General features: G+C 64.4%; 23 protein-coding genes. 14 read left to right on the top strand and 9 right to left on the bottom strand.

Annotated elements, in window-relative coordinates:
* Positions 1 to 26 precede the first annotated feature (26 nt).
* The 6 genes from ispF to Q8P38_11010 form a co-directional block, all read right to left on the bottom strand.
* Positions 27 to 500: a 2-C-methyl-D-erythritol 2,4-cyclodiphosphate synthase gene (gene ispF, locus Q8P38_11035; protein ID MDP4015137.1), complete on the bottom strand. Its 474-nt coding sequence runs from the start codon at positions 498 to 500 to the stop codon at positions 27 to 29.
* A complete protein-coding gene (ispD, locus tag Q8P38_11030) occupies positions 490 to 1,188 on the bottom strand; it encodes a 2-C-methyl-D-erythritol 4-phosphate cytidylyltransferase (GenBank protein ID MDP4015136.1) in 699 nt (232 codons plus the stop codon). The genes ispF and ispD overlap by 11 nt, the downstream gene beginning before the upstream one ends.
* Positions 1,185 to 2,273 carry a hypothetical protein gene (locus Q8P38_11025; protein ID MDP4015135.1) on the bottom strand — a complete coding sequence of 363 codons (1,089 nt, stop codon included), beginning with the start codon at positions 2,271 to 2,273 and terminating at the stop codon, positions 1,185 to 1,187. Before Q8P38_11025 ends, ispD begins: the two co-directional genes overlap by 4 nt.
* A gap of 69 nt (positions 2,274 to 2,342) precedes the next feature.
* Complete coding sequence (locus Q8P38_11020) at positions 2,343 to 2,825, bottom strand: CarD family transcriptional regulator (protein ID MDP4015134.1); 483 nt, start codon at positions 2,823 to 2,825, stop codon at positions 2,343 to 2,345.
* 101 nt (positions 2,826 to 2,926) lie between these two features.
* Complete coding sequence (locus Q8P38_11015; protein MDP4015133.1) at positions 2,927 to 3,607, bottom strand: response regulator transcription factor; 681 nt, start codon at positions 3,605 to 3,607, stop codon at positions 2,927 to 2,929.
* Positions 3,604 to 4,680: an ATP-binding protein gene (locus Q8P38_11010; protein ID MDP4015132.1), complete on the bottom strand. Its 1,077-nt coding sequence runs from the start codon at positions 4,678 to 4,680 to the stop codon at positions 3,604 to 3,606. The genes Q8P38_11015 and Q8P38_11010 overlap by 4 nt, the downstream gene beginning before the upstream one ends.
* Positions 4,681 to 4,847: 167 nt before the next feature.
* Here Q8P38_11010 and phoU point away from each other — a divergent pair, with 167 nt between their 5' ends.
* From phoU to Q8P38_10985, 5 genes are all read left to right on the top strand, one after another.
* Positions 4,848 to 5,561, top strand: a complete 714-nt coding sequence (phoU, locus tag Q8P38_11005; GenBank protein ID MDP4015131.1) for a phosphate signaling complex protein PhoU — start codon at positions 4,848 to 4,850, stop codon at positions 5,559 to 5,561.
* A gap of 58 nt (positions 5,562 to 5,619) precedes the next feature.
* Positions 5,620 to 6,912: a D-inositol-3-phosphate glycosyltransferase gene (gene mshA / locus Q8P38_11000; GenBank protein ID MDP4015130.1), complete on the top strand. Its 1,293-nt coding sequence runs from the start codon at positions 5,620 to 5,622 to the stop codon at positions 6,910 to 6,912.
* Positions 6,913 to 6,926: 14 nt separating this feature from the next.
* Positions 6,927 to 7,418 carry a YbjN domain-containing protein gene (locus Q8P38_10995; protein MDP4015129.1) on the top strand — a complete coding sequence of 164 codons (492 nt, stop codon included), beginning with the start codon at positions 6,927 to 6,929 and terminating at the stop codon, positions 7,416 to 7,418.
* A gap of 45 nt (positions 7,419 to 7,463) precedes the next feature.
* Complete coding sequence (locus Q8P38_10990) at positions 7,464 to 8,222, top strand: phosphoglyceromutase (GenBank protein MDP4015128.1); 759 nt, start codon at positions 7,464 to 7,466, stop codon at positions 8,220 to 8,222.
* Positions 8,223 to 8,352: 130 nt separating this feature from the next.
* The gene (locus tag Q8P38_10985) at positions 8,353 to 8,736 is read left to right on the top strand and encodes a cold shock domain-containing protein (GenBank protein ID MDP4015127.1); all 384 of its coding nucleotides are present in this window, start codon (positions 8,353 to 8,355) and stop codon (positions 8,734 to 8,736) included.
* Positions 8,737 to 8,785: 49 nt separating this feature from the next.
* On the opposite strand, the gene Q8P38_10980 is transcribed toward Q8P38_10985, so the two are convergent.
* The 3 genes from Q8P38_10980 to Q8P38_10970 form a co-directional block, all read right to left on the bottom strand.
* Positions 8,786 to 9,241 (bottom strand): hypothetical protein, encoded by a 456-nt coding sequence (locus Q8P38_10980; protein ID MDP4015126.1) that lies wholly within the window; start codon positions 9,239 to 9,241, stop codon positions 8,786 to 8,788.
* 73 nt (positions 9,242 to 9,314) lie between these two features.
* Positions 9,315 to 10,103, bottom strand: coding sequence for a DUF3027 domain-containing protein (locus tag Q8P38_10975; protein ID MDP4015125.1), 789 nt, complete (start codon positions 10,101 to 10,103; stop codon positions 9,315 to 9,317).
* A 44-nt stretch (positions 10,104 to 10,147) separates the two neighbouring features.
* The gene (locus Q8P38_10970) at positions 10,148 to 10,852 is read right to left on the bottom strand and encodes a metal-dependent transcriptional regulator (protein ID MDP4015124.1); all 705 of its coding nucleotides are present in this window, start codon (positions 10,850 to 10,852) and stop codon (positions 10,148 to 10,150) included.
* A 110-nt stretch (positions 10,853 to 10,962) separates the two neighbouring features.
* On the opposite strand from Q8P38_10970, the gene Q8P38_10965 reads away from it, so the two are divergent.
* The 9 genes from Q8P38_10965 to Q8P38_10925 all read left to right on the top strand — a co-directional run.
* A complete protein-coding gene (locus Q8P38_10965; protein ID MDP4015123.1) occupies positions 10,963 to 11,745 on the top strand; it encodes a ParA family protein in 783 nt (260 codons plus the stop codon).
* A gap of 6 nt (positions 11,746 to 11,751) precedes the next feature.
* Positions 11,752 to 12,174, top strand: coding sequence for a hypothetical protein (locus Q8P38_10960; protein ID MDP4015122.1), 423 nt, complete (start codon positions 11,752 to 11,754; stop codon positions 12,172 to 12,174).
* Between the two features lie 38 nt (positions 12,175 to 12,212).
* Positions 12,213 to 12,863, top strand: coding sequence for a pyridoxamine 5'-phosphate oxidase (gene pdxH / locus Q8P38_10955; GenBank protein ID MDP4015121.1), 651 nt, complete (start codon positions 12,213 to 12,215; stop codon positions 12,861 to 12,863).
* Between the two features lie 88 nt (positions 12,864 to 12,951).
* A complete protein-coding gene (locus Q8P38_10950; GenBank protein ID MDP4015120.1) occupies positions 12,952 to 14,100 on the top strand; it encodes a citrate synthase 2 in 1,149 nt (382 codons plus the stop codon).
* 1 nt (position 14,101) lies between these two features.
* On the top strand, positions 14,102 to 15,241 hold the full coding sequence (gene serC, locus Q8P38_10945; protein MDP4015119.1) for a phosphoserine transaminase: 1,140 nt from the start codon (positions 14,102 to 14,104) through the stop codon (positions 15,239 to 15,241).
* Positions 15,242 to 15,296: 55 nt separating this feature from the next.
* Positions 15,297 to 15,836, top strand: a complete 540-nt coding sequence (locus Q8P38_10940; GenBank protein ID MDP4015118.1) for a hypothetical protein — start codon at positions 15,297 to 15,299, stop codon at positions 15,834 to 15,836.
* A gap of 12 nt (positions 15,837 to 15,848) precedes the next feature.
* Entirely contained in the window at positions 15,849 to 16,130 is a 282-nt protein-coding gene (locus Q8P38_10935) for a DUF2530 domain-containing protein (GenBank protein MDP4015117.1), read from the top strand.
* Positions 16,127 to 16,924, top strand: a complete 798-nt coding sequence (locus Q8P38_10930) for an SDR family oxidoreductase (GenBank protein MDP4015116.1) — start codon at positions 16,127 to 16,129, stop codon at positions 16,922 to 16,924. Before Q8P38_10935 ends, Q8P38_10930 begins: the two co-directional genes overlap by 4 nt.
* A 583-nt stretch (positions 16,925 to 17,507) precedes the next feature.
* On the top strand, positions 17,508 to 18,793 hold a 1,286-nt coding region (locus tag Q8P38_10925), incomplete at its 3' end, for a DUF222 domain-containing protein (GenBank protein MDP4015115.1).

The raw sequence follows: 18,793 nt of genomic DNA, 5'->3' as shown, positions 1-18,793 counted from the left end.
ACCGTGCCAGGCATTCCTGTACACGCCTACACACGCACGAGTGCGGTCGCGATCGCGGCCAGCCCCTCGCCCCGCCCGGTCAGCCCGAGGCCGTCGGTTGTGGTCCCCGAGATCGAGACCGGGCACCCAGCCGCTGCCGACATTCCCGCCTCGGCTTCGCGGGCGCGTGCCGAAACGCGAGGCCGGTTTCCGATGATCTGCACGGCGATGTTGCTGGGGACGGCTCCGCGTTCGCGCAGAAGCGCCGCTGTCTCGGCCAGAAGCGTCGCGCCTGATGCGTCGCGCCATTGGGGATCGGACGTGCCGAACAGCGTTCCGATGTCGCCCAGGCCACTTGCTGAAAGCAGCGCGTCGCACGCGGCATGGGCTGCCACATCGCCATCGCTGTGGCCGGCCAGTCCCGCCTCATCCGGCCAGGCCAGCGTTGCCAACCACAGCGGCCTGCTCGCATCGAACTGGTGGACATCTACGCCGATTCCAACGCGAAGCTCAGTTGACACGGGCAGCCATCCGACGTCGCAGCAGGGCTTCAGCGGTGAGCAGGTCGATGGGCCGCGTGACCTTCAGGGCGTCCTCGTGGCCAGGAACAACGAGCACGGGCACGCCGATGGCCTCGACATGGGCGGCGTCGTCAGTGCGTTCGCCGCGCGCGAGCCGCAGCGCCTCGGTCAGCACTTCGCGGCGGAAGCCCTGCGGGGTCTGGACGGATCGCAATGTGGATCGGTCCAGCGTTGACACCACTCGCCCGGCAGCGTCGATCTGCTTTATGGTGTCGACGACGCGAGTAACTGGAACCACGGCTTGCGCCCCCGATTTGAGCGCGGCGACCACCGACTCGACGACTTCGGGCGGGACCAAAGGACGGGCCGCGTCATGGACCAGCACCGTGTCGATTCCTGTCGGGAGCGCCGCCAGGCCGAGGCGCACCGAGCTAGTGCGGCTCGCTCCGCCTGCTGTCACGTGGAGGTCAGCGACCGTGTCCAGTCCTGCGATCGCGCTGCTGAATTCCTCAAGCAGATGTTCAGGCGCGGCAACGACTATGTGTGTCACGGCTCGGCAAGCGGCTATGGCGCGCACCGCATGTTCCAGCAGCGGCGCCCCGCCGAGATCTCGCAGTGCCTTGGACACGGGCCCGCCCAACCGCTCGCCTTTGCCAGCGGCGGGGATCACACATCCGACGCCGGTCATTCAACGTCCAGTCGCCGTGCGAACACCATCCGGCCGTTCGACGTGACAAGAACGCTGGTGACCTCTACATGGAGATCCCCACCGATCCGGTCACGTCCACGCTCTACTACTACCATCGTTCCGTCGTCGAGGTAGGCCACAGCCTGCCCAGCCTCCTTGCCCTCCCTGACGAGCCGGACAGTCAGGGAGTCCCCGACGAGGACCGGTGGGCGCAGTGCCAGCGACAAAGCGTGGAGGTTCTGAACCGCAGCACCCGCGATTGACGCGGACTTGGCCAGCCCAGTGTCAAGGGTCAGTAGTGCCAGCGAGCGAGCGATCGCGATACGGACGAGCTTGGCGTCCACATCGGCGATCTCTGGCGCTTCGTCGGGAATGACTGTCACCGAGACTCCGTCTGTGCGGCGCAGCACGTCCAGGGTCTCCAAGCCCTTGCGCCCCTTCTGCCGTCGGCGCTGATCGGAGCTGTCCGCCAGATTCGCAAGTTCGTCCAGAACGGGTTGGCAGACCACGATCCGCCCCTCCGCGAAACCCGCCGCTATCACGTCCAGGATTCGGCCGTCGATCGCGACCGAGCTGTCAATGAGCCGACCTCTCGTCAGCTGCCGAGGGGTTGCGGAAATCCCGGCCCGGGCGCCGAGTGCTCCCAGAACGGCCTCCCGTCGGTGTTTGGCGACGGTGAATCCGAACGCTGAGCCGAGGATTACGACAAAGGCGAACAGGCAGGCGGCGATCACGGCGGGAGTTAGCAGGAACACCGGCCACGTGAGAAGGGCCGTCAGTAGTCCCGCGGCCATCCCGCCGATCGAGCCAGCGACCAGTTCCTCCGGTGTGACGCCCTCGAGCGCGCGGTCGCCTCGGTCAAGCGACGACACCGCGTACCTGGCAACGATTCCGCCAGCGGAGTATCCGAATCCGGCTCCGATCACCAGGCCAAGCGTGGGCCCGTTCAACCAGCCGAGAATGGGGGCGTCAGATGCTCCAGAGATGGAGCGGGCGATCTGCCATCCGATCGCCGCGCAGAGAACAACGACAAGGAATCGCAGGGTTTCGACAACTCGGCTGGGGGGCCGTTTGAGTCGTCCCATGGCACTCCTTCGACAGCTGCCTCAACGACGAGCGCAGATCGCAGTGCCGGGACTCTAGCGCCCATGGCTTCAGGAAGCGAGTATCTCGTCCAACAGCGCTTCGGCCTTGTCCTCATTCGTGTTCTCAGCCAAGGCCAGTTCGCTGACAAGCACTTGACGGGCCTTGGACAGCATTCGCTTTTCTCCGGCGGAAAGTCCGCGGTCCTGATCGCGGCGCCAAAGGTCGCGAATGACTTCGGCGACCTTTACGACATCTCCCGATGCGAGCTTCTCCAGGTTGGCCTTGTATCGACGCGACCAGTTCGTCGGTTCCTCTACGTGGGGCTTGCGGAGCACATCGAAAACGCGGTCCAAGCCCTCCGCGTCTACGACGTCGCGAACGCCAACGAGATCCACATTGTCCGAGGGGACCCGGACGGTCAAATCTCCCTGCTGAACGCGAAGTACTAGGTACTCTCTTGGTTCGCCTTTGATGGTTCTGGTCTCGATCGCATCGATTGAAGCGGCTCCGTGGTGCGGGTATACGACGGTGTCGCCGACCTTGAACGTCATATGGAGTGGCCCCTTTCACCGGGAACCCAGGGTACCACGCGGAGGCACCCGGTCTCCGTGCCGGAAGACGCGGCGACGACCGCCAGCGAGTCTGTCAGCCCTCAGGAGCTGAACTTGTAGCCGAGACCTCGGACCGTCCGCAGCAGGATCGGATTGGCTGGATCAGGCTCAATCTTGGAACGCAGCCGCTTCACGTGGACGTCGAGTGTCTTGGTGTCGCCGACATAGTTGGAGCCCCAGACCCGGTCTATCAACTGCCCTCGAGTGAGCACGCGCCCGGTGTTGCGCAGGAACAGTTCAAGCAGGTCGAACTCCTTCAGGGGCAGGGCAACCTCGGTGCCGTCGACGGTGACGATGTGGCGCTCGACATCCATCCGCACGGGCCCCGCGACTAGCTTCGTGTCGGCTGGTTCCTCGGATTCGGGTCCTCGGCGAAGGACAGCTCGGATCCGGGCCACTAGCTCCCGGCTTGAGTATGGCTTGGTCACGTAGTCGTCAGCCCCAAGCTCCAACCCGACTACTTTGTCCACCTCGGTGTCTTTCGCCGAGACCATGATGATCGGGACGCTCGACTTCTGTCGGACCGCTTTGCACACTTCGGTCCCCGACAAGCCGGGGAGCATCAGATCAAGCAAGATCAAGTCGGCTCCGTGGCGCTGGAACCGGGCAAGAGCGTCGGTTCCGTCGCTCGCGAGTTCAACCTCGAAGCCCTCCTTGCGGAGCATGAAGCTGAGAGCATCGCGGATGGACTCCTCGTCCTCCACGACGAGCAGGCGAATCACGTCAGCTCCTTTTGGTCACTCGGTACCGCCATGGCCGGAGCCAGATCATGGTCGTCAGCCGGGTCTTGCCCGTTGTACCTTGGAAGCTGGATCGTGAACGTTGAGCCTTCGTTCGCGACCGACCACACTTTGACGTCTCCGCCATGATTGCGGCACACGTTGCGGACGATCGACAAGCCAAGGCCCGTGCCTCCCGTGGCTCTCGACCTTGCCATGTCGACTCGGTAGAAGCGCTCGAATATCCGGTCCAGTTCCGGCTCCGGGATACCGATTCCCTGATCCTTCACGTCGATGTCAACGATGGATTCGCCGACCCTTACGGCGACCGCGACGCGGGTGCTCGTGTCGCTGTAGGCGACCGCGTTGGCCAGGACATTCCTGAGGGCGGCGAGCAGTTGTGACTCGTCGCCGAAGACGTGGGCGTCGTGGTCGCCTCCGACGACGATGGCGATTCCCTTGGCATCCGCGGCTGCGGTCACGTACGACACTGCCCCCGCCACAAGCGCGTCGACAGAGAGGTCATAGGCGTGCGACATGGGGTCGTCGCCTTGCACTCGGGACAGGTCGAGCACGTCGCTGATCAGCTGGGACAACCGACCCGCTTCAGTCTGTAACTGCTTGGCGAAGTGGCGCACGGCCTCTGGGTCATCAGTGGCCGCTTCCAGAGCCTCAGCCAGGAGCGACACCGCGCCGACGGGCGTTTTCAGCTCGTGGCTGACGTTGGCGATGAAGTCCCGGCGCACCGCGGCCACCCGATTCTCCTCGGTGAGGTCATCGATGAGCAGGAGTGACAGGGCACCTTCCAGGGGAACGGCGCGCACGCGCAGGTCGAGCCATCCCTTCCGAAGAGGCGGGCGCCGCACCGTCACGGCTCGGATTACGGGTTTCCCGGCGACTTGTGAGTCGGCCGCGCACTCAGCGATCTCATCGAAGGCGATCCGCCCTCTTCGAATCAGGCGCAGATGGGCGGCACCCGGCGACGCCCTGATTACGCTGGCCGTCTTGTCGCAGACGATGACTACACCACCGAGCACGGACAAGACAGATTCCAGCTCTGGGGAGATAGACCCCACGCTCGCCCCTGACGGTGAGCCGGGACACAGGTCCGGTGTGTGGGGCGAGCTCGGGTTCACGCACGAAGAGTACGACTTTGGCGGCTCATGGCAGCGCCCCACCCGGGGGACCGCTCCCGCACGGTCTCCAGCCGTAGGTTCAAGACTCGCGCGCACTAGAATGACTGGTGGCATCAAGCAGGGAGTTCACGATGCGGGAGACCTACCACGAGAAGCTGGATGCGATCAGCCAGGAGCTAGTCCAGATGACGGTGCTGGTCGGATCGGCGATCAGCAAAGCGACTAGGGCTCTGCTGGACGCGGATCTTCAGCTGGCGGAGTCTGTCATTGAAGGCGACGAGACCGTCGACATGATGGCCGCCGACATCGATGAGCAGTGCTATGAGCTGGCGGCACTGCAGCAGCCAGTGGCGACCGATTTGCGGATCGTCATGACCGGAATTCAGATCTCGATGTCGATGGAGAGGATGGGTGATCTCGCCCGGCATGTCGCGCGGCAGACGCGCTTGCGCTATCCGAAGTCCAGCGTGCCGCAGGAGCTCCGGGGAACTTTCGCGCAGATGGGCGCTGTTGCCGAGGCGATCGTCGGGCTCACGGGCTCGATCATCTCGACCAAGGACGTTTCTTTGGCCATCGATATCGAACGCAGTGACGACCTCATGGACGAACTTCACGCGAGCTTGTTCAGGCGAGTCCTTTCCGAGTCATGGCCCTACGGTGTCGAGGAGGCCATAGATGTCACGCTCCTTTCTCGGTTCTATGAGCGCTTCGCGGATCACGCCGTCACCATCGCCAAGAGGGTCATCCACATCGTTACCGGAGAGCCATACGCGGCAGTCAGCGTCGCTGGCCCAGGTGTTCCCGACGACGGCGAGGTCTGAAGCACTTGCGTGATTTCGCATTCTGCGCGCGGCCCCTCGTAGCCAGGCCGGTGGGACGATGACGATGCTTGCTTCTCGGCTCGCTGATCGAGCCCTGCGTGTCGCTGTGGTGAGTCTGCACACTTCGCCGCTCGACCAGCCGGGGACAGGGGACGCGGGCGGCATGAACGTCTACATCGCGCGCACCGCCGAGCGCATGGCGACGGCGGGAGCCGAAGTCGACGTGTTCACGCGTGCCACGTCAGATCGTCAGCCGGATGTTGTTCACCCCTGGCCAGGCGTTCGCGTCCATCACCTGTCCGCGGGGCCCCTTCAGGGTGTGCCTAAGGAGGATCTTCCTGGGCAGGTCTGCGCGTTCACATCGGAGCTGCTGCGGAGGCAATCCAATGGCGCGTGGCCCCCCTACGACGTAGTGCACAGCCACTACTGGTTGTCGGGGCAGGCGGCATGGCTGGCCGCCGAGCGTTGGGACGTCCCGATGGTGCACACCATGCACACAATGGCGAAGGTCAAGAACGCGGCACTGACCGAGCGGGACAAGCCGGAGCCGCGGATGCGGGTCCTCGCCGAGGAACAACTCGCAGGTGTCGCGGATCGATTCATCGCGAACACGGCCGACGAAGCGGCAGACCTTGTGAATCACTACGGTGCTGATCCCGGTTCGATATCAGTAGTGCATCCGGGCGTGGATGTGTCTGTGTTCCGGCCCGGCGACCGGGCAGCGGATCGCCGTAGGCTCGGCATCCCGGACGACCAGTTCCTGATTCTCTTCGTGGGCAGGATCCAGCCCCTGAAGGCACCCGACTTGCTATTGAGGGCCGTTGCCCGCGTTGTGGAAGCCATGCCAGAGTTGAGGCGACGGCTTGGCGTTGTCGTATGCGGCGGACCGTCGGGTGGCACTGGGTACATGGACGGGCTGTCGGGGTTGGTTGCCAGGTCCGGGATCGAGGACCTGGTCAGGTTCCAACCACCGACCGATGCCGCAACGCTGGCCAAGTGGTACGGGGCTGCCGATCTTGTGGTTGTGCCGTCATTCTCCGAGTCATTCGGGCTCGTGGCGCTGGAGTCCCAGGCATGCGGTACTCCCGTCCTCGCCGCTGGTGTTGGCGGCCTGCGCACTGCCGTGCGAGACGGGGAAGGCGGCTTCTTGATTGACGGTCATGGCGAAAGCGATTGGGCTGACATCCTGACCAGCGTCATTGTCGATAGGTCCCGGCTTGACGCTATGTCCGGGCCCGCTGTGGCATATGCCAGCCAGTTCAGCTGGGCTGCCACGGCGGCTGCGACTCTCGCGCAATACCGTGATGCGATCGCCCGACATGCGGACCCCGGTCTCGTCGTGGCCAACTAGAGAAGGGCAGAGGCGTGTCAGCTGTAGACGTGATCCGCCAGTACCTCAGCGACGCTGGTCTGGCGGCGGAGGAGCCAACTCCCGGTCACTTCGTCGTGGTCCTTGAGGGGGAGACCAAGCTGCGCACGACGGTGTCCCTAGTGGTCGGGACTCACTCGGTCGGAGTGAACGCATTCGTCGCCCGTCGCCCTGATGAGAACCACGCGGTCGTCTATCGCTGGCTGTTGGAGCGGAACTTGAAGATGCTCGGGATCGCCTACTGCCTGGACCGCGAGGGCGACATCTACCTGGCCGGACGGATACCGGTGGCATCGGTCACGTCAGAAGTTCTCGACCAGATCCTGGGCGCTGTCCTGATTCACGCCGACGGCGACTTCAACACCATCTTGGAGCTTGGGTTCGCTCGCGCCATTACCGAGGAGTGGCGCTGGCGGCTGGCGCGGGGGGAATCCACCCGCCATCTAGAGGGGTTCGCCCGCCTTGCTCCGCGAGATCCTGACGAGTAGCGGCTTCCGTGGCGAAAGCTACCTGTCCTGCGGCACGATGTGCCCATGACCCTCAGCGACGAAATGACCTTGATACTTCTACGGCATGGCCAGAGTGAATGGAATGCCCTGAATCTGTTCACCGGCTGGGTGGATGTCGACATCACAGACCAGGGACGCCTCGAAGCCGACAAGGGCGGCGAGATGATGCTCGAGTCCGGAGTGCTGCCCGACGTCCTGCACACGTCAGTGCTGCTCCGGGCGATCAGGACCGCCGAGCTCGCGCTGCATTCAGCGGAGCGGCACTGGATCCCGGTGCGGCGTCACTGGCGGCTGAACGAACGCCACTACGGCGCCCTGCAGGGGAAGAACAAGAGAGAGACCATGGAGGAGTTCGGGGAAGAGCAGTTCATGCTGTGGAGGCGTTCTTATGACACTCCGCCGCCGCCCATCGACCCGGAAGACCCGTATGCGCAGACTCACGATGACCGGTACGCCCGGTTGGCCCCCGAGCAGTTGCCGGCGACGGAGTGCTTGAAGGACGTCGTAGACAGAATGCTGCCTTACTGGTACGACTCGATCGTCCCCGATTTGCGCTCTGGCCTTACGGTTCTGGTCACGGCCCACGGCAATTCGCTGCGGGCACTAGTGAAGCACCTCGACGGCATTAGCGACGAGGACATCGCCGCGCTGAACATTCCCACAGGGATTCCGTTGGTCTACCGACTCGATGAGAATCTCGCGCCAACTGTGGAAGGCGGCGAGTACTTGGATCCGGAGGAGGCTGCCAAGGCAGCGGCTGCTGTGGCCAACCAGGGGCGGTAGGGACACGGTCCTGCGCCCGGAATCAGCCGCAACAGGCCGCTGTGGACTAGCCTTGGAACGGTATGCGGGCGGAGAGTCCGCCCGTGAACGCGAACAGGGTCAGTGAACCCGCTAGGTCAGGAGGCCAATCGTGCCTACGGGGATTGTTAGGTGGTTCGATTCCGAGAAGGGATACGGGTTCCTGACAACAGACGATGGTGAGGACGTGTTCGTCCACTTGCGAGCACTTCCGATTGGAACGACCAGCGTTCGCCAAGGGACTCGAGTGGATTTCAGCGTCGCGGAGAGCCAGAAGGGCAAGCAGGCGCTGTCGGTTCAGATTCTGGACACCCCCCCGTCAGTGGTGAAGGCTAGTCGGCGCCCAGCGGAGGACCTCGCGTTGATCATGGAGGACCTGATCAAGTCCTTGGACAAGGTCTCAAATCAGCTTCGTCGGGGCCGCTATCCCGATGACGCGACCGCGCGTCAGGCAGCGGCTGTTCTGCGGGTTGTCGCCGACGACCTCGACGTGTGACTGTCTGATCGCGTTCGGGGTCGCGTCAGGGGCCGGTGATGAGCGCCAGCTAGGCGCCGCTGGGCACGAGCCGCACGAGCCAGATCCCCCGCACGTTGCCGCTATTGCCTGCGACGACCTGCATCGGCATGCCGTTCTTGGGCATGCCCATGGGGAAGGTGAACCGGAAGTAGGTGCCGGTTAGCGGTTCCTGGTTTACGGTCTGGCCGCCGATCTTGAGGAACCACCCGCTTTCCGCGACAGCTGTGTCGACACTGATCCCAACGGTGTTTCCAGCTTCAGCTTCGATCTGCTCGACCCCGGTTGACACCGACCCCGTGATGATCTCCTCAGCGCATTCGCCCGGCGAGAGGGACTCCGAATCGAAGGCCCAGCACAACGCGGGTTGGTCGACGCTGGTCGTCCCGCTCCACACTGTGATGGCCGGCGCCGGCTTCTGGCACCCCGACAGAATCAGGACGGCCCCAGCCGCCAGGCTCAGAGCGGCAACGTGTTTGCCTTGCATGCACCCTCCTCGTTGGCGGTCCTCAGGTTATCCCCGTTCCGCGCGGCCGTGCGGGAGGTTAGGGGAGCGAGGCTCACGTGGGCTGGATCTCCAGGCCGCAAGGTGCCAGATCGTCGACCGCGACATCGGCGACTCCCCCGCAAGTAGAAGCCACGGTTGACTCAGAGTGGGCCCCACAGCCGTAGTCGAAAGCCACGGCGCTGCCGTCGGCGGGAGACAGGACGCAAGTGCAGATGCCGAACTGCTGGCCCATTGGCCCGCCTACCGTAAGCATCCATCCGCAGGAGGTGCATGAACCAGGCGTTGTCTTCGCCATAGCCGACGCTGGGCCGAATCGACCGGCGTACCAGCGGCTCGCGGCTTCCAGTCGTCCAGCTGCTGATGGCACACGGGAGCGCCCCAGGCCAGCCTCCCAGCAGACAGGGTGAAGCGGCCCAGGATCCAGGGGCCCAGCCAGATCGTCGTCGCCGGACCAGCCTGGGGCCAAGCGCGGATCGGCTGGGTCGGTAGGCAGCACGGACCCAGAGGTCAGATCGCCTGGCTTCAGACGCCACGCCCACGGAATCCACTGCGGTGCGACGAGCGCCGTGGTTCCCGGCAGGGCTACTACCTCGCTCACGGTGACCCGGTGGGAGTGTTCCGCGCGCACTACCGTCACGTGCCATAGCCAACCCACGTATCCGGCCGACGTGCACTCAAATGTGTGAGTCACGACGCGCTCATCATTGGCAGAAGTTCCGCGGTGGCCACCGACTGACTCTGCCCCTCCATCGGCGATCGCGGCCCTCCAGGCCGTGTCGACGGCTGCGGCGCAGATTGGGTCAGGGGTAATGGCGCCAGAGCGCCGTGCAAGTACGGACACGCTAGACATTCTCGCAGGTTGGCCCGCAGTGTCCCCGGACGTGCTCATGCGTCCTGCGCCGCGGCGATCGGAAGCGCGGTGATGTGCGAGGCAACCGGTTCCTCTATCTCGGCGTACTCACCTGTGCTTCCGACCATCACGTGGTCGCCAACGCGGCGGACCTGGACAAGCCCGCCAGGCTGCGCTCCCACTCGGCGCAGTGTCGACAGGATCGTCGGGTCCGCCTGAGCGGACTCGCCGATGCTGAGTATTCGAGCTTGGCGGACGTGAGGACCGGCGATTTGTGTCAACGGGACGCCTTCAGCGGCTGCGGGGCCTGGTCGCGCTTCGGGGTCAAGTTCCGATAGCCCGGGGATGGGCTGGCCGAACGGAGAGGCTTCTGGCTGGCGCAGAGCGGCCATTAGGAGCCTTTCGACATCGTCGCTGATCACATGTTCCCAGCGGCATGCCTCGGCGTGCGTCAAGTCCCAGTCCATGCCGAGCAGGTCAACGAGCATGCACTCGGCGAGGCGGTGTTTGCGCATCACGCGCGTGGATGCGGACCTGCCAGCAGCGGTCAGGTGGATCTGCCGGTCTTCCCCGACGTGCAGCAGGCCGTCCCTTTCCATCCGGGCCACCGTCTGCGACACCGTCGGCCCGCTTTGCGCCAGACGCTCGGCGATGCGCGCACGCAAGGGCGGGATCCCTTCTTCCTGCAGCTCAAATACCGTGCGCAGGTACATCTCGGTTGTGTCTATCAGCTCGCTCACGATTGCCTTCCTACGAGGACAGCATCAATAGTCGCATCTTCGCGATCCCGCAGGTCGTGACGGTGGGTAGCGGTGACCCCGTGGCGAAGCGACAGTGCAACACTGGGGCCATGGCTGGGCTCGCTGTTGTGTCCCTGAAAGGTGGCGTCGGCAAGACGACGGTCGTGTTGGGACTCGCGGGAGCCGCCAGGGCCCGCGGCTTGCGGGTTCTGGTTGTCGACCTCGATCCGCAGGCGAACGCCACCGCTGGCCTGAATCCCGGCAAGGTGAAGTTCACTAGCGGTGACGTGCTCGCGGACGGGCGTGAAGGCGTGGCCGCCGACGCTGTCATCCCTTCGGGGTGGGGTGGAGTCGACCTGATCGCTTCTGAGCCAGCGCTCGAGCACAGGAACTCGTCACAGACAGCTGGGTCAGCCCTGCGACTTCGCCGTGCGCTAAGGCCGGTGGCCCAGGAGTACGACGTCGTGCTCATGGACTGCCCGCCGTCTCTTGGTGAGGTCACGCGTAACGGGCTCGCGGCCGCGATGCAGGCACTGGTAGTGACCGAGCCGAGTTTCTTCGCGTTGCTTGGCGCGGAGCAGGCGTTGGAGGCCGTGGGAGTTGTTCGAGACAGCGCCAATCTGAGGCTGAGAGTGGCTGGAATCATCGTCAACCGTATGAGGCGAACACTGGCCGAGCACACTTACCGGTGGAACGAGGTAGCTCAGGCATACCCTCAGCTATTGCTCACGCCGGCCGTGCCGGAGAGGGCGGTCATCCAGCGCGCCCAGGGTGCCGGTGTGGCCGTTCAGGATCTGGACCATCGTGGCGGAGGCGAAGTGACGGGCGTGTTCGAGAGTCTCCTGGGCCAGACACTGGACCGGACTGGAAGTCGAAGACCACAGGGAGTGTGAGACAGGATGACTACGCGACCCCGTCCAGCGTTGCGGCGGGCGCCTGATGCCGATGTCCATCCGGCGCTGCTCTTGCGACTGGATGAGCCTGAACTGGAAACGGGCGAGGCTGGCAAGACAGGTAGCGCCTTGGAACGCGCACCCGGTACCGACAAGTCCAGCAAGGCCGATAAAGCCGACGCTGGCAAGGCAGGTAAGTCCGGCAAGGCTGATAAGGCCGGCGGTTCGAGCTTCCTGGCCGCGGGGCACGCGACTTCGGACTCGATGAGATTGGGGCGGCCGCAGGGCAAGAAGGTCGACCTGAAGGTCAAGGTTCCCAAGTCACTTCGCAAGCAGTTGCGCGAACGGGCGGCCCAATCGGACCAGACGCTGGACGCGTTAGTGACTGAAGTCCTGGTCGCTGGGTTGGGCGACGGTCGCTGGTGGTAAAGGTCCCAGATGGGGGATCGGGTGAATTCGACCATGCCATGGCGCAGCGCGTTCAGTACCAGGCCCCACCTCTGCTTGAGGAAGAGTTGGCTTCGACGCCTTTGGGTCAGTTCCGGAAGTGGTTCGCTGACGCGGTTGCGGCTGGCCTTCCTGAGCCCAACGCGGTGAGCTTGGCGACTTGTGGTCTGGACGGTCCGTCGGTGCGCATGGTCCTGGCCAAGGAAGTTCGACCCGAAGGGGTTCGGTTCTTCACCAACCGCATGTCGCGCAAGGCTCGCCAGATCGAAGACGACCCGCGCGTGGCGATGGGTTTCGCGTGGATCCCGTTGCACCGACAGGTCTTGATCCGCGGCCGGGCGGAGCCGCTGCCGCGCGCTGTCGCAGAGTCGTACTTCTCGGGCCGCCCGCGTGATGACCGTCTGGGCGCCTGGGTGTCGATGCAGTCAGCGCCAATCGAATCCCGGGCCAGCTTGTACAAGCGTGTCGTTCAGGTCGCCGAGGAGTTTCCGGAGGGCATGGAAGTGCCGATGCCGGACTACTGGGGCGGCTATTTGGTGCGCGCGTCGTCTGTAGAATTCTGGCAGGGTCAACCGTCCCGGCTGCACGATCGGCTCAGGTTCAAGGCGAAGACCGACTACCCGTGGCTGGACGAGGCGGCAGCTTGGACTGTGGAGCGACTGCAGCCGTGATCTCGCTTGACAGGGGCTGCCTCGCAGGGCCGGGCCTACATCTAGTTGACTGAGTACAGGGGAACGAGTCTTTGGGAAATGGGGAGTGATGGACGAGTTCATTCCGGGGCTCGAAGGGGTAATAGCCTTCGAGACCGAGATAGCCGAACCAGACAAGGACGGTGGAGCGCTGCGGTACCGCGGCGTCGACATTGAAGACCTGGTCGGCAGAGTCTCATTCGCGAACGTTTGGGGCGTTCTGGTTGACAACGAGTTCAACCCGGGCCTGCCTCCGGCGGAGCCGTACCCGATCCCGGTGCATTCCGGGGACGTCAGGGTTGACGTCCAGTCCGCGATCGCGATGTTGGCTCCCGGCTGGGGGTTGAGGCCCTTGCTTGATATTGACGACCGAGTAGCTCGCGAGAACTTGGCTCACGTGTCCGTGATGGCGATGTCGTTCGTCGCGCAGTCCGCGCGTGGACTCGGTGTCCCGATGGTTCCGCAGGCTGAGATCGACAAAGCCAGAACGATCGTCGAGCGAATGATGATCAGGTGGCGCGGAGATCCCGATCCGAAGCATGTTCAGGCCGTGGACGCCTACTTCGTTTCGGCGGCCGAGCACGGGATGAACGCGTCGACGTTCGCAGCCCGCGTCATCGCTTCCACCGGGGCAGATGTGGCCGCCGCGATCTCGGGAGCTGTGGGTGCGATGTCCGGGCCACTCCATGGTGGCGCGCCATCGCGCGTCCTGAGCATGATTGAAGAGGTCGAACGCACGGGTGATCCAGAGGGCTTCGTACGCGGGCTCCTCGACCGAGGTGAACGGCTAATGGGCTTCGGGCACCGTGTCTACAGGGCTGAAGATCCCCGCGCTCGCGTGCTGCGCCGCACAGCCAAGGAACTGGACGCTCCCAGGTATGAAGCTGCTGTGGCTCTTGAGCAGGCCGCTCTGGCGGAGCTCCGGGCGAGGCGCCCGGACAGGGTGCTGGAGACGAATGTCGAATTCTGGGCAGCCATTGTCTTGGACTTCGCGGAGGTCCCGGCGCACCTGTTCACTTCCATGTTCACCTGCGCTCGGCTGGCGGGGTGGAGCGCTCACATCCTGGAACAGAAGCGGACGGGTCGCCTTATTCGACCATCGGCGCGATATGTGGGTCCGGCCCCGCGCAAGCCCGAGCAGGTTCCAGGCTGGGACGAGACCATGGTGACCGGGAGCCTGCCTGCCGTTGGCAGAGACTCAGTAGTGATCGGGAAGTGACATGACAGCGGTTGATTCGGCGCAGATTGTGATTCCAGTTGAGATGCTGCCTGGCGACGGACGGTTCGGATGCGGGCCTTCGAAGGTCAGGGCCGAGCAAGTGGACTCCTTGGCGAGAGTGGCGACGACCTATCTCGGAACGTCGCACCGCCAGGCCACGGTGAAGGGTCAGGTCGCGCGAATCCAGGAAGGGTTGCGCGATTTCTTCAAGCTTCCGGATGACTACAGCGTCGTAGTGGGTAACGGTGGGGCGACGGCGTTCTGGGAAGTGGCCACGTTCGGACTAATCCGCGAACGGGCGCAGTTCTTGTCGTTCGGGGAGTTCGGATCGAAGGCCGCCAAGTCTGCCTCGATCGCGCCGTTTCTTGGTGAGCAGGATGTTCGCCTCGCCCCCGCTGGTTCCGCGCCCGTCTTTGAGGCGGCTGATTGGATCGACGTGTACGCCTCGCCGCACAATGAAACGTCGACAGGAGTGGCCATCAAGCCGGGTCGCGTGGCTGGCTCATCCGACGACTCGTTGATGGTCTTCGACGCCACATCGGGAGCGGGTGGTCTTCCGGTCAGGGCCGCGGATTTCGACGTGTACTACTTCAGCCCGCAGAAGTCCTTCGGGTCGGACGGTGGCCTGTGGATCGCTTTGATGTCCCCTCTGGCTTTGGAACGAGCTCGCGAGATCTCAGCGTCGGGGCGCCACATTCCCGCATTCCTCGATCTGGTCACGGCGATCGACAACTCAGTGAAGAACCAGACCTACAACACTCCAGCGTTGGCGACGATTTGGATGATGGCCGAGCAGGTGGACTGGTTCAACAAATCGGGAGGAATCGACTGGGCAGTTGCGCGTACCCAGGAATCGGCCTCGACCTTGTACACGTGGGCTGAGTCGAATGTCTGGACGACGCCCTTCGTGGCTGACCCTGAGTTGAGGTCCGCGGTGGTCGGGACGATTGATATCCACGAGCGGCTGGATGCCGCGGCTGTGGCCAAAGCGCTGCGTGCCAACGGAATCGTCGACACCGAGCCGTATCGCAAGTTGGGTCGCAACCAGCTGAGAATCGCGATGTTCCCGTCGGTGGAACCAGCCGATGTTGCCGCCCTGACCCGTTGCATTGACTACCTGATCGCGCGGATGGCCGGGTGAGCACGGGGATTGCGAAGTTCCGGCGGGGCGGTGCCTGGCGCCATAGCCTTGGGTCATGAGCGTGGATGTCAAAGGGCGGCCGACTCACCGGGCGCTTGATCGCCTTCCGCCTGAGGTACCTCACCATCGGCCGCAGATGGCGCTGGCATGGTTTGCCTCGGCCGGAGCAGTGTTCCTGATGATCGTGTGGTTCTGGGTCGTTGTCTCGGGCCCAGGACTGATCCCTCGCTCAGATCCTTCGGCCGACAGCGCCGCGTCTGGCTCGGGTGAGCAGCAGACGGAGAAGAGTGGCGTTCCGAAGGCGCCGAAATCGAGCGACACGGTCACCGAAGAGGTGGAGATGACGGCCTGGTCGGTGTTGTCCGCCGATGGTGAGTTGCGAGTGCGCGGCACCTTGGAAAACGTCAGCTCAAAGCCCCTGGACGGGACGGTCGTCGCGTACGTGTTCGTCGGCAAGAAGCTCGTGGCCACCACCAAGACTGGCATCAAGAAGTTTGGGCCGGGTAAGTCGAAGAAGGTGACGTTGTCCGGTGATGACGAATGGGTGCCGGGGAAGAAACTCGTGGTCCTGAGGTTCGAGCCAGCCAAGAGCTGATTGGAGCCCGGAGTGGACGAGGACATCAAGCCGCTGGACGTTGACGGCGTCGGCGCCACGATAGCTGGCACGGCAGCCTGGGCGGTGGCGCTGGTAGTGCTGTGGTTGCTGCGGGACTCGTTGGTGGCAGCGGGGAACGGGTGGTGGATCTGGGTGGCCTTCGCGGGTTTCGTGCTTGGGCTGCTGGCGATCACATACACGGTGCGGCGCCGAGCGGTATACCGGAAGGCTCGCGAGGAGTCGCCGGAGATCGTGAGTGATCGCCCCTCCGGTGGGGACGAGGTCGAGTCGTGACACCGGTTTCCGAGGTTCTTGCCGCGGGCTGCCTGGACGGGCGAACGGCGTGGGTGAGCGGAGCCGGCACGGGAATCGGTCGGGCTTGTGCTTTCCAGCTAGCCAGGCTCGGAGCGACCGTGTGCTGCGTGGGGCGACGGCCAGAACCGCTCGCTGAAACGACCACCCTCATCGGCGATGCCGGCGGAGAGGCCTGGCCGATGCCCTGCGACTTGCGTGAGCCCGAAGCCGTCGAGTCCCTAATCGATGACATCCTGGAGCGCAGCGGCAAGATCGATATCGTGGTCAACAACGCCGGAGGGCAGTTCATCAGCCCGGCGGAGGCGATCTCGGAGAACGGGTTCCGGGCGGTTACCCGGCTGAACCTAGATGCCGTGTGGCGAGTCACGACTCGGATCGCGGCGCGTTCGATGATCCCAAGCGGATACGGGCGGATCGTGTCGATCACTATGACTCCGAGACGCGGGATGCCCGGCATGTCTCATTCTTCGGCCGCCCGCGCGGGCGTGGAGAGCTTGACGGCCACGTGGGCACAGGAATGGGGCCGATACGGGATCCGGACTGCGGCGGTCGCGCCGGGGATCGTGCGGACCGAAGCTTGGGAATCGCGCTACGGGCTGGATCCTGACCAAGTGGGTCGCCTCGTGCCGCTGGGCCGACTTCAGACTCCCGATGAGGTCGCGGCCGTTGTCGCGTTCCTGGCTTCGCCGGCGGGTGACTACATCACAGGCACGACAATCGTTGCCGATGGCGGCTGGGACTTGGTCGGCCCAGCCGACAACCTAGTCGGCTAGCAACGTGCCGGGCAGCCCTCCTGGCTACCAGTCGGCAGTACTCGTGTCCGCCGTCACCTGGTGGCGGTGAACAGGACACCAACCGATAGTCGTGCTCGGGCTTCTCGGGCTTCTCGGGCTTCTCGGAGTTGAGGGTGGGACGGCTGTGACTCGACTCGGTGGCGGCGAGCAAGTCCAGCGTGACGCGATCGCCCAGAGGTCGACAAGCCAGCGACTCCTCTCGGAACTGGAAGTAGCAGTCGACCGGGTCACGCCCGAGCAAGGGCGGGCCGCGCGCTAGGCCTGTCGCCTTCGAGGGGAACGGTCCAGGCCAAGGAACCTCCGAGGAGGCGCACCGGGTAGTCCCATGACTGGCAATCCAGGTGGTCCCATGAACCTGGCAGAAAACCGCCTACAGCGGTCCCATGCTCATGGCAGGCGACATGCGAGAAGCGCACTTCTCTGACGCGGAATGCCGCTGCACACGGGCATGGGCCTTACGTGGCACGAGACCCGGTTCATTCTTTGTCCACAGGTCGTGACATCGGGGATGTTATCCACAGCCTGCGTGGTGTGCCGTTGATTGTCGGACCCTCGTGGGAACATGTGTGCGAGTACAGGTTTCCTCTACGAAGCGGGGATGGGGGTGGTGGCCATGTCGGTGGCTGAGTTGGGTGGGTCTTCCGAAGCTGGGGGCGTGGGGTGCGCGGCGTCGCCGCCGGTTGCTGGGGTGATGTCGGCGCTGATGGCCGCGGCTGACGCGACGGTTCCCTCGGGCCTGGGCTGCGGCGATGTGTTGGCCGCGGACGTGGCTGTGTTGTCCCGGGCGGTGCACGCGGCGCAGGCGGAACTGGCTCGCCGTATTACCGCGGCTGAACACCAGGACGCGTTGGCTTTGCAGGCCCATTCCACGTTATGCGCCAATGGTTGGGCCAGCGGTGCGGCGCACAGCCTTGTAGCGGCGGCGCGGTTCGTCGATTCCCACCCGGTGTGCTCTGGGCCGTGGCGCGTGGGCCGGGTGGGGGTGGAACGTTACGCGCGGATGGAAAGCGGCACCCGTGGCTTGGACACCGGCCAGGCCGAGGATGTGGCCAAGGCGTTGGCGCCGGTCCTGACGGAGTTGAGTGTGGCTCAGGTGGCGCGGGCGTGCGCTCACGCTGTGGCTTTGGCCAAAACCGACCTGGCGCATCGATGCGAACAAGACGCCCACGACGACCGATATTTGTCGTACACCAGGTTCCGTGACATATCGGTGTTCGAGGGACGCCTAGCTGGTGTGGACGGCAAAGCGTTCGAAGAAGCTGTGGCGGCTTGCGCTGACTCGGTTCGCGTCGAGGGCGACGGTTTGACCCGCGCGCAGCGCAACGCTGACGCTTTGATGCTTCTGGTCAGCAAAGCCGACCTTCCCAAACACGGCGGACTACCAGCGGCGGTCACGTTGACCATGACCATGGCACAAGCCGAACAAGTCGCCAACACCTCCCCCGGGCAATCTCACACGGAATCGCACACCGAATGCGGCGCACACCAAGGCGCCGATGCCGAATCGGGCGCCGGGGCGGATTCGTGGTGCGCTGGCGGTGCCGGCTTGGGCCAGCTGGGTCACGATCAGGTCCTAGGACATGCCGGTGCCCGGTTCGGGTTGTGTTCCTGCAAGATCACTCCCGTGATCGCTGAGCCTCGCGAACCAGTGGATCCGCGTTCGTTGTTGAACCGTTTGGGTTTGACTCAACTCCAGCCTGTGGCGGTGGGGCGTTCGGTACGTCTTGCGACCCCAGCGCAGCGCAGGGCCTTGGCTGTTCGAGACGGGGGGTGTGTGATCCCGGGTTGTGATGTGGGTCCTGAGCACACCCAGCCGCATCACGTCACCGCGTGGTCCCTGGGAGGCGC

It is taken from the genome of Candidatus Nanopelagicales bacterium, assembly GCA_030700225.1.
Taxonomy (GTDB): Bacteria; Actinomycetota; Actinomycetes; order S36-B12.
Note: the sequence above shows the minus strand (reverse complement) of the source record. Positions and strands in the feature narration are given on the sequence as shown.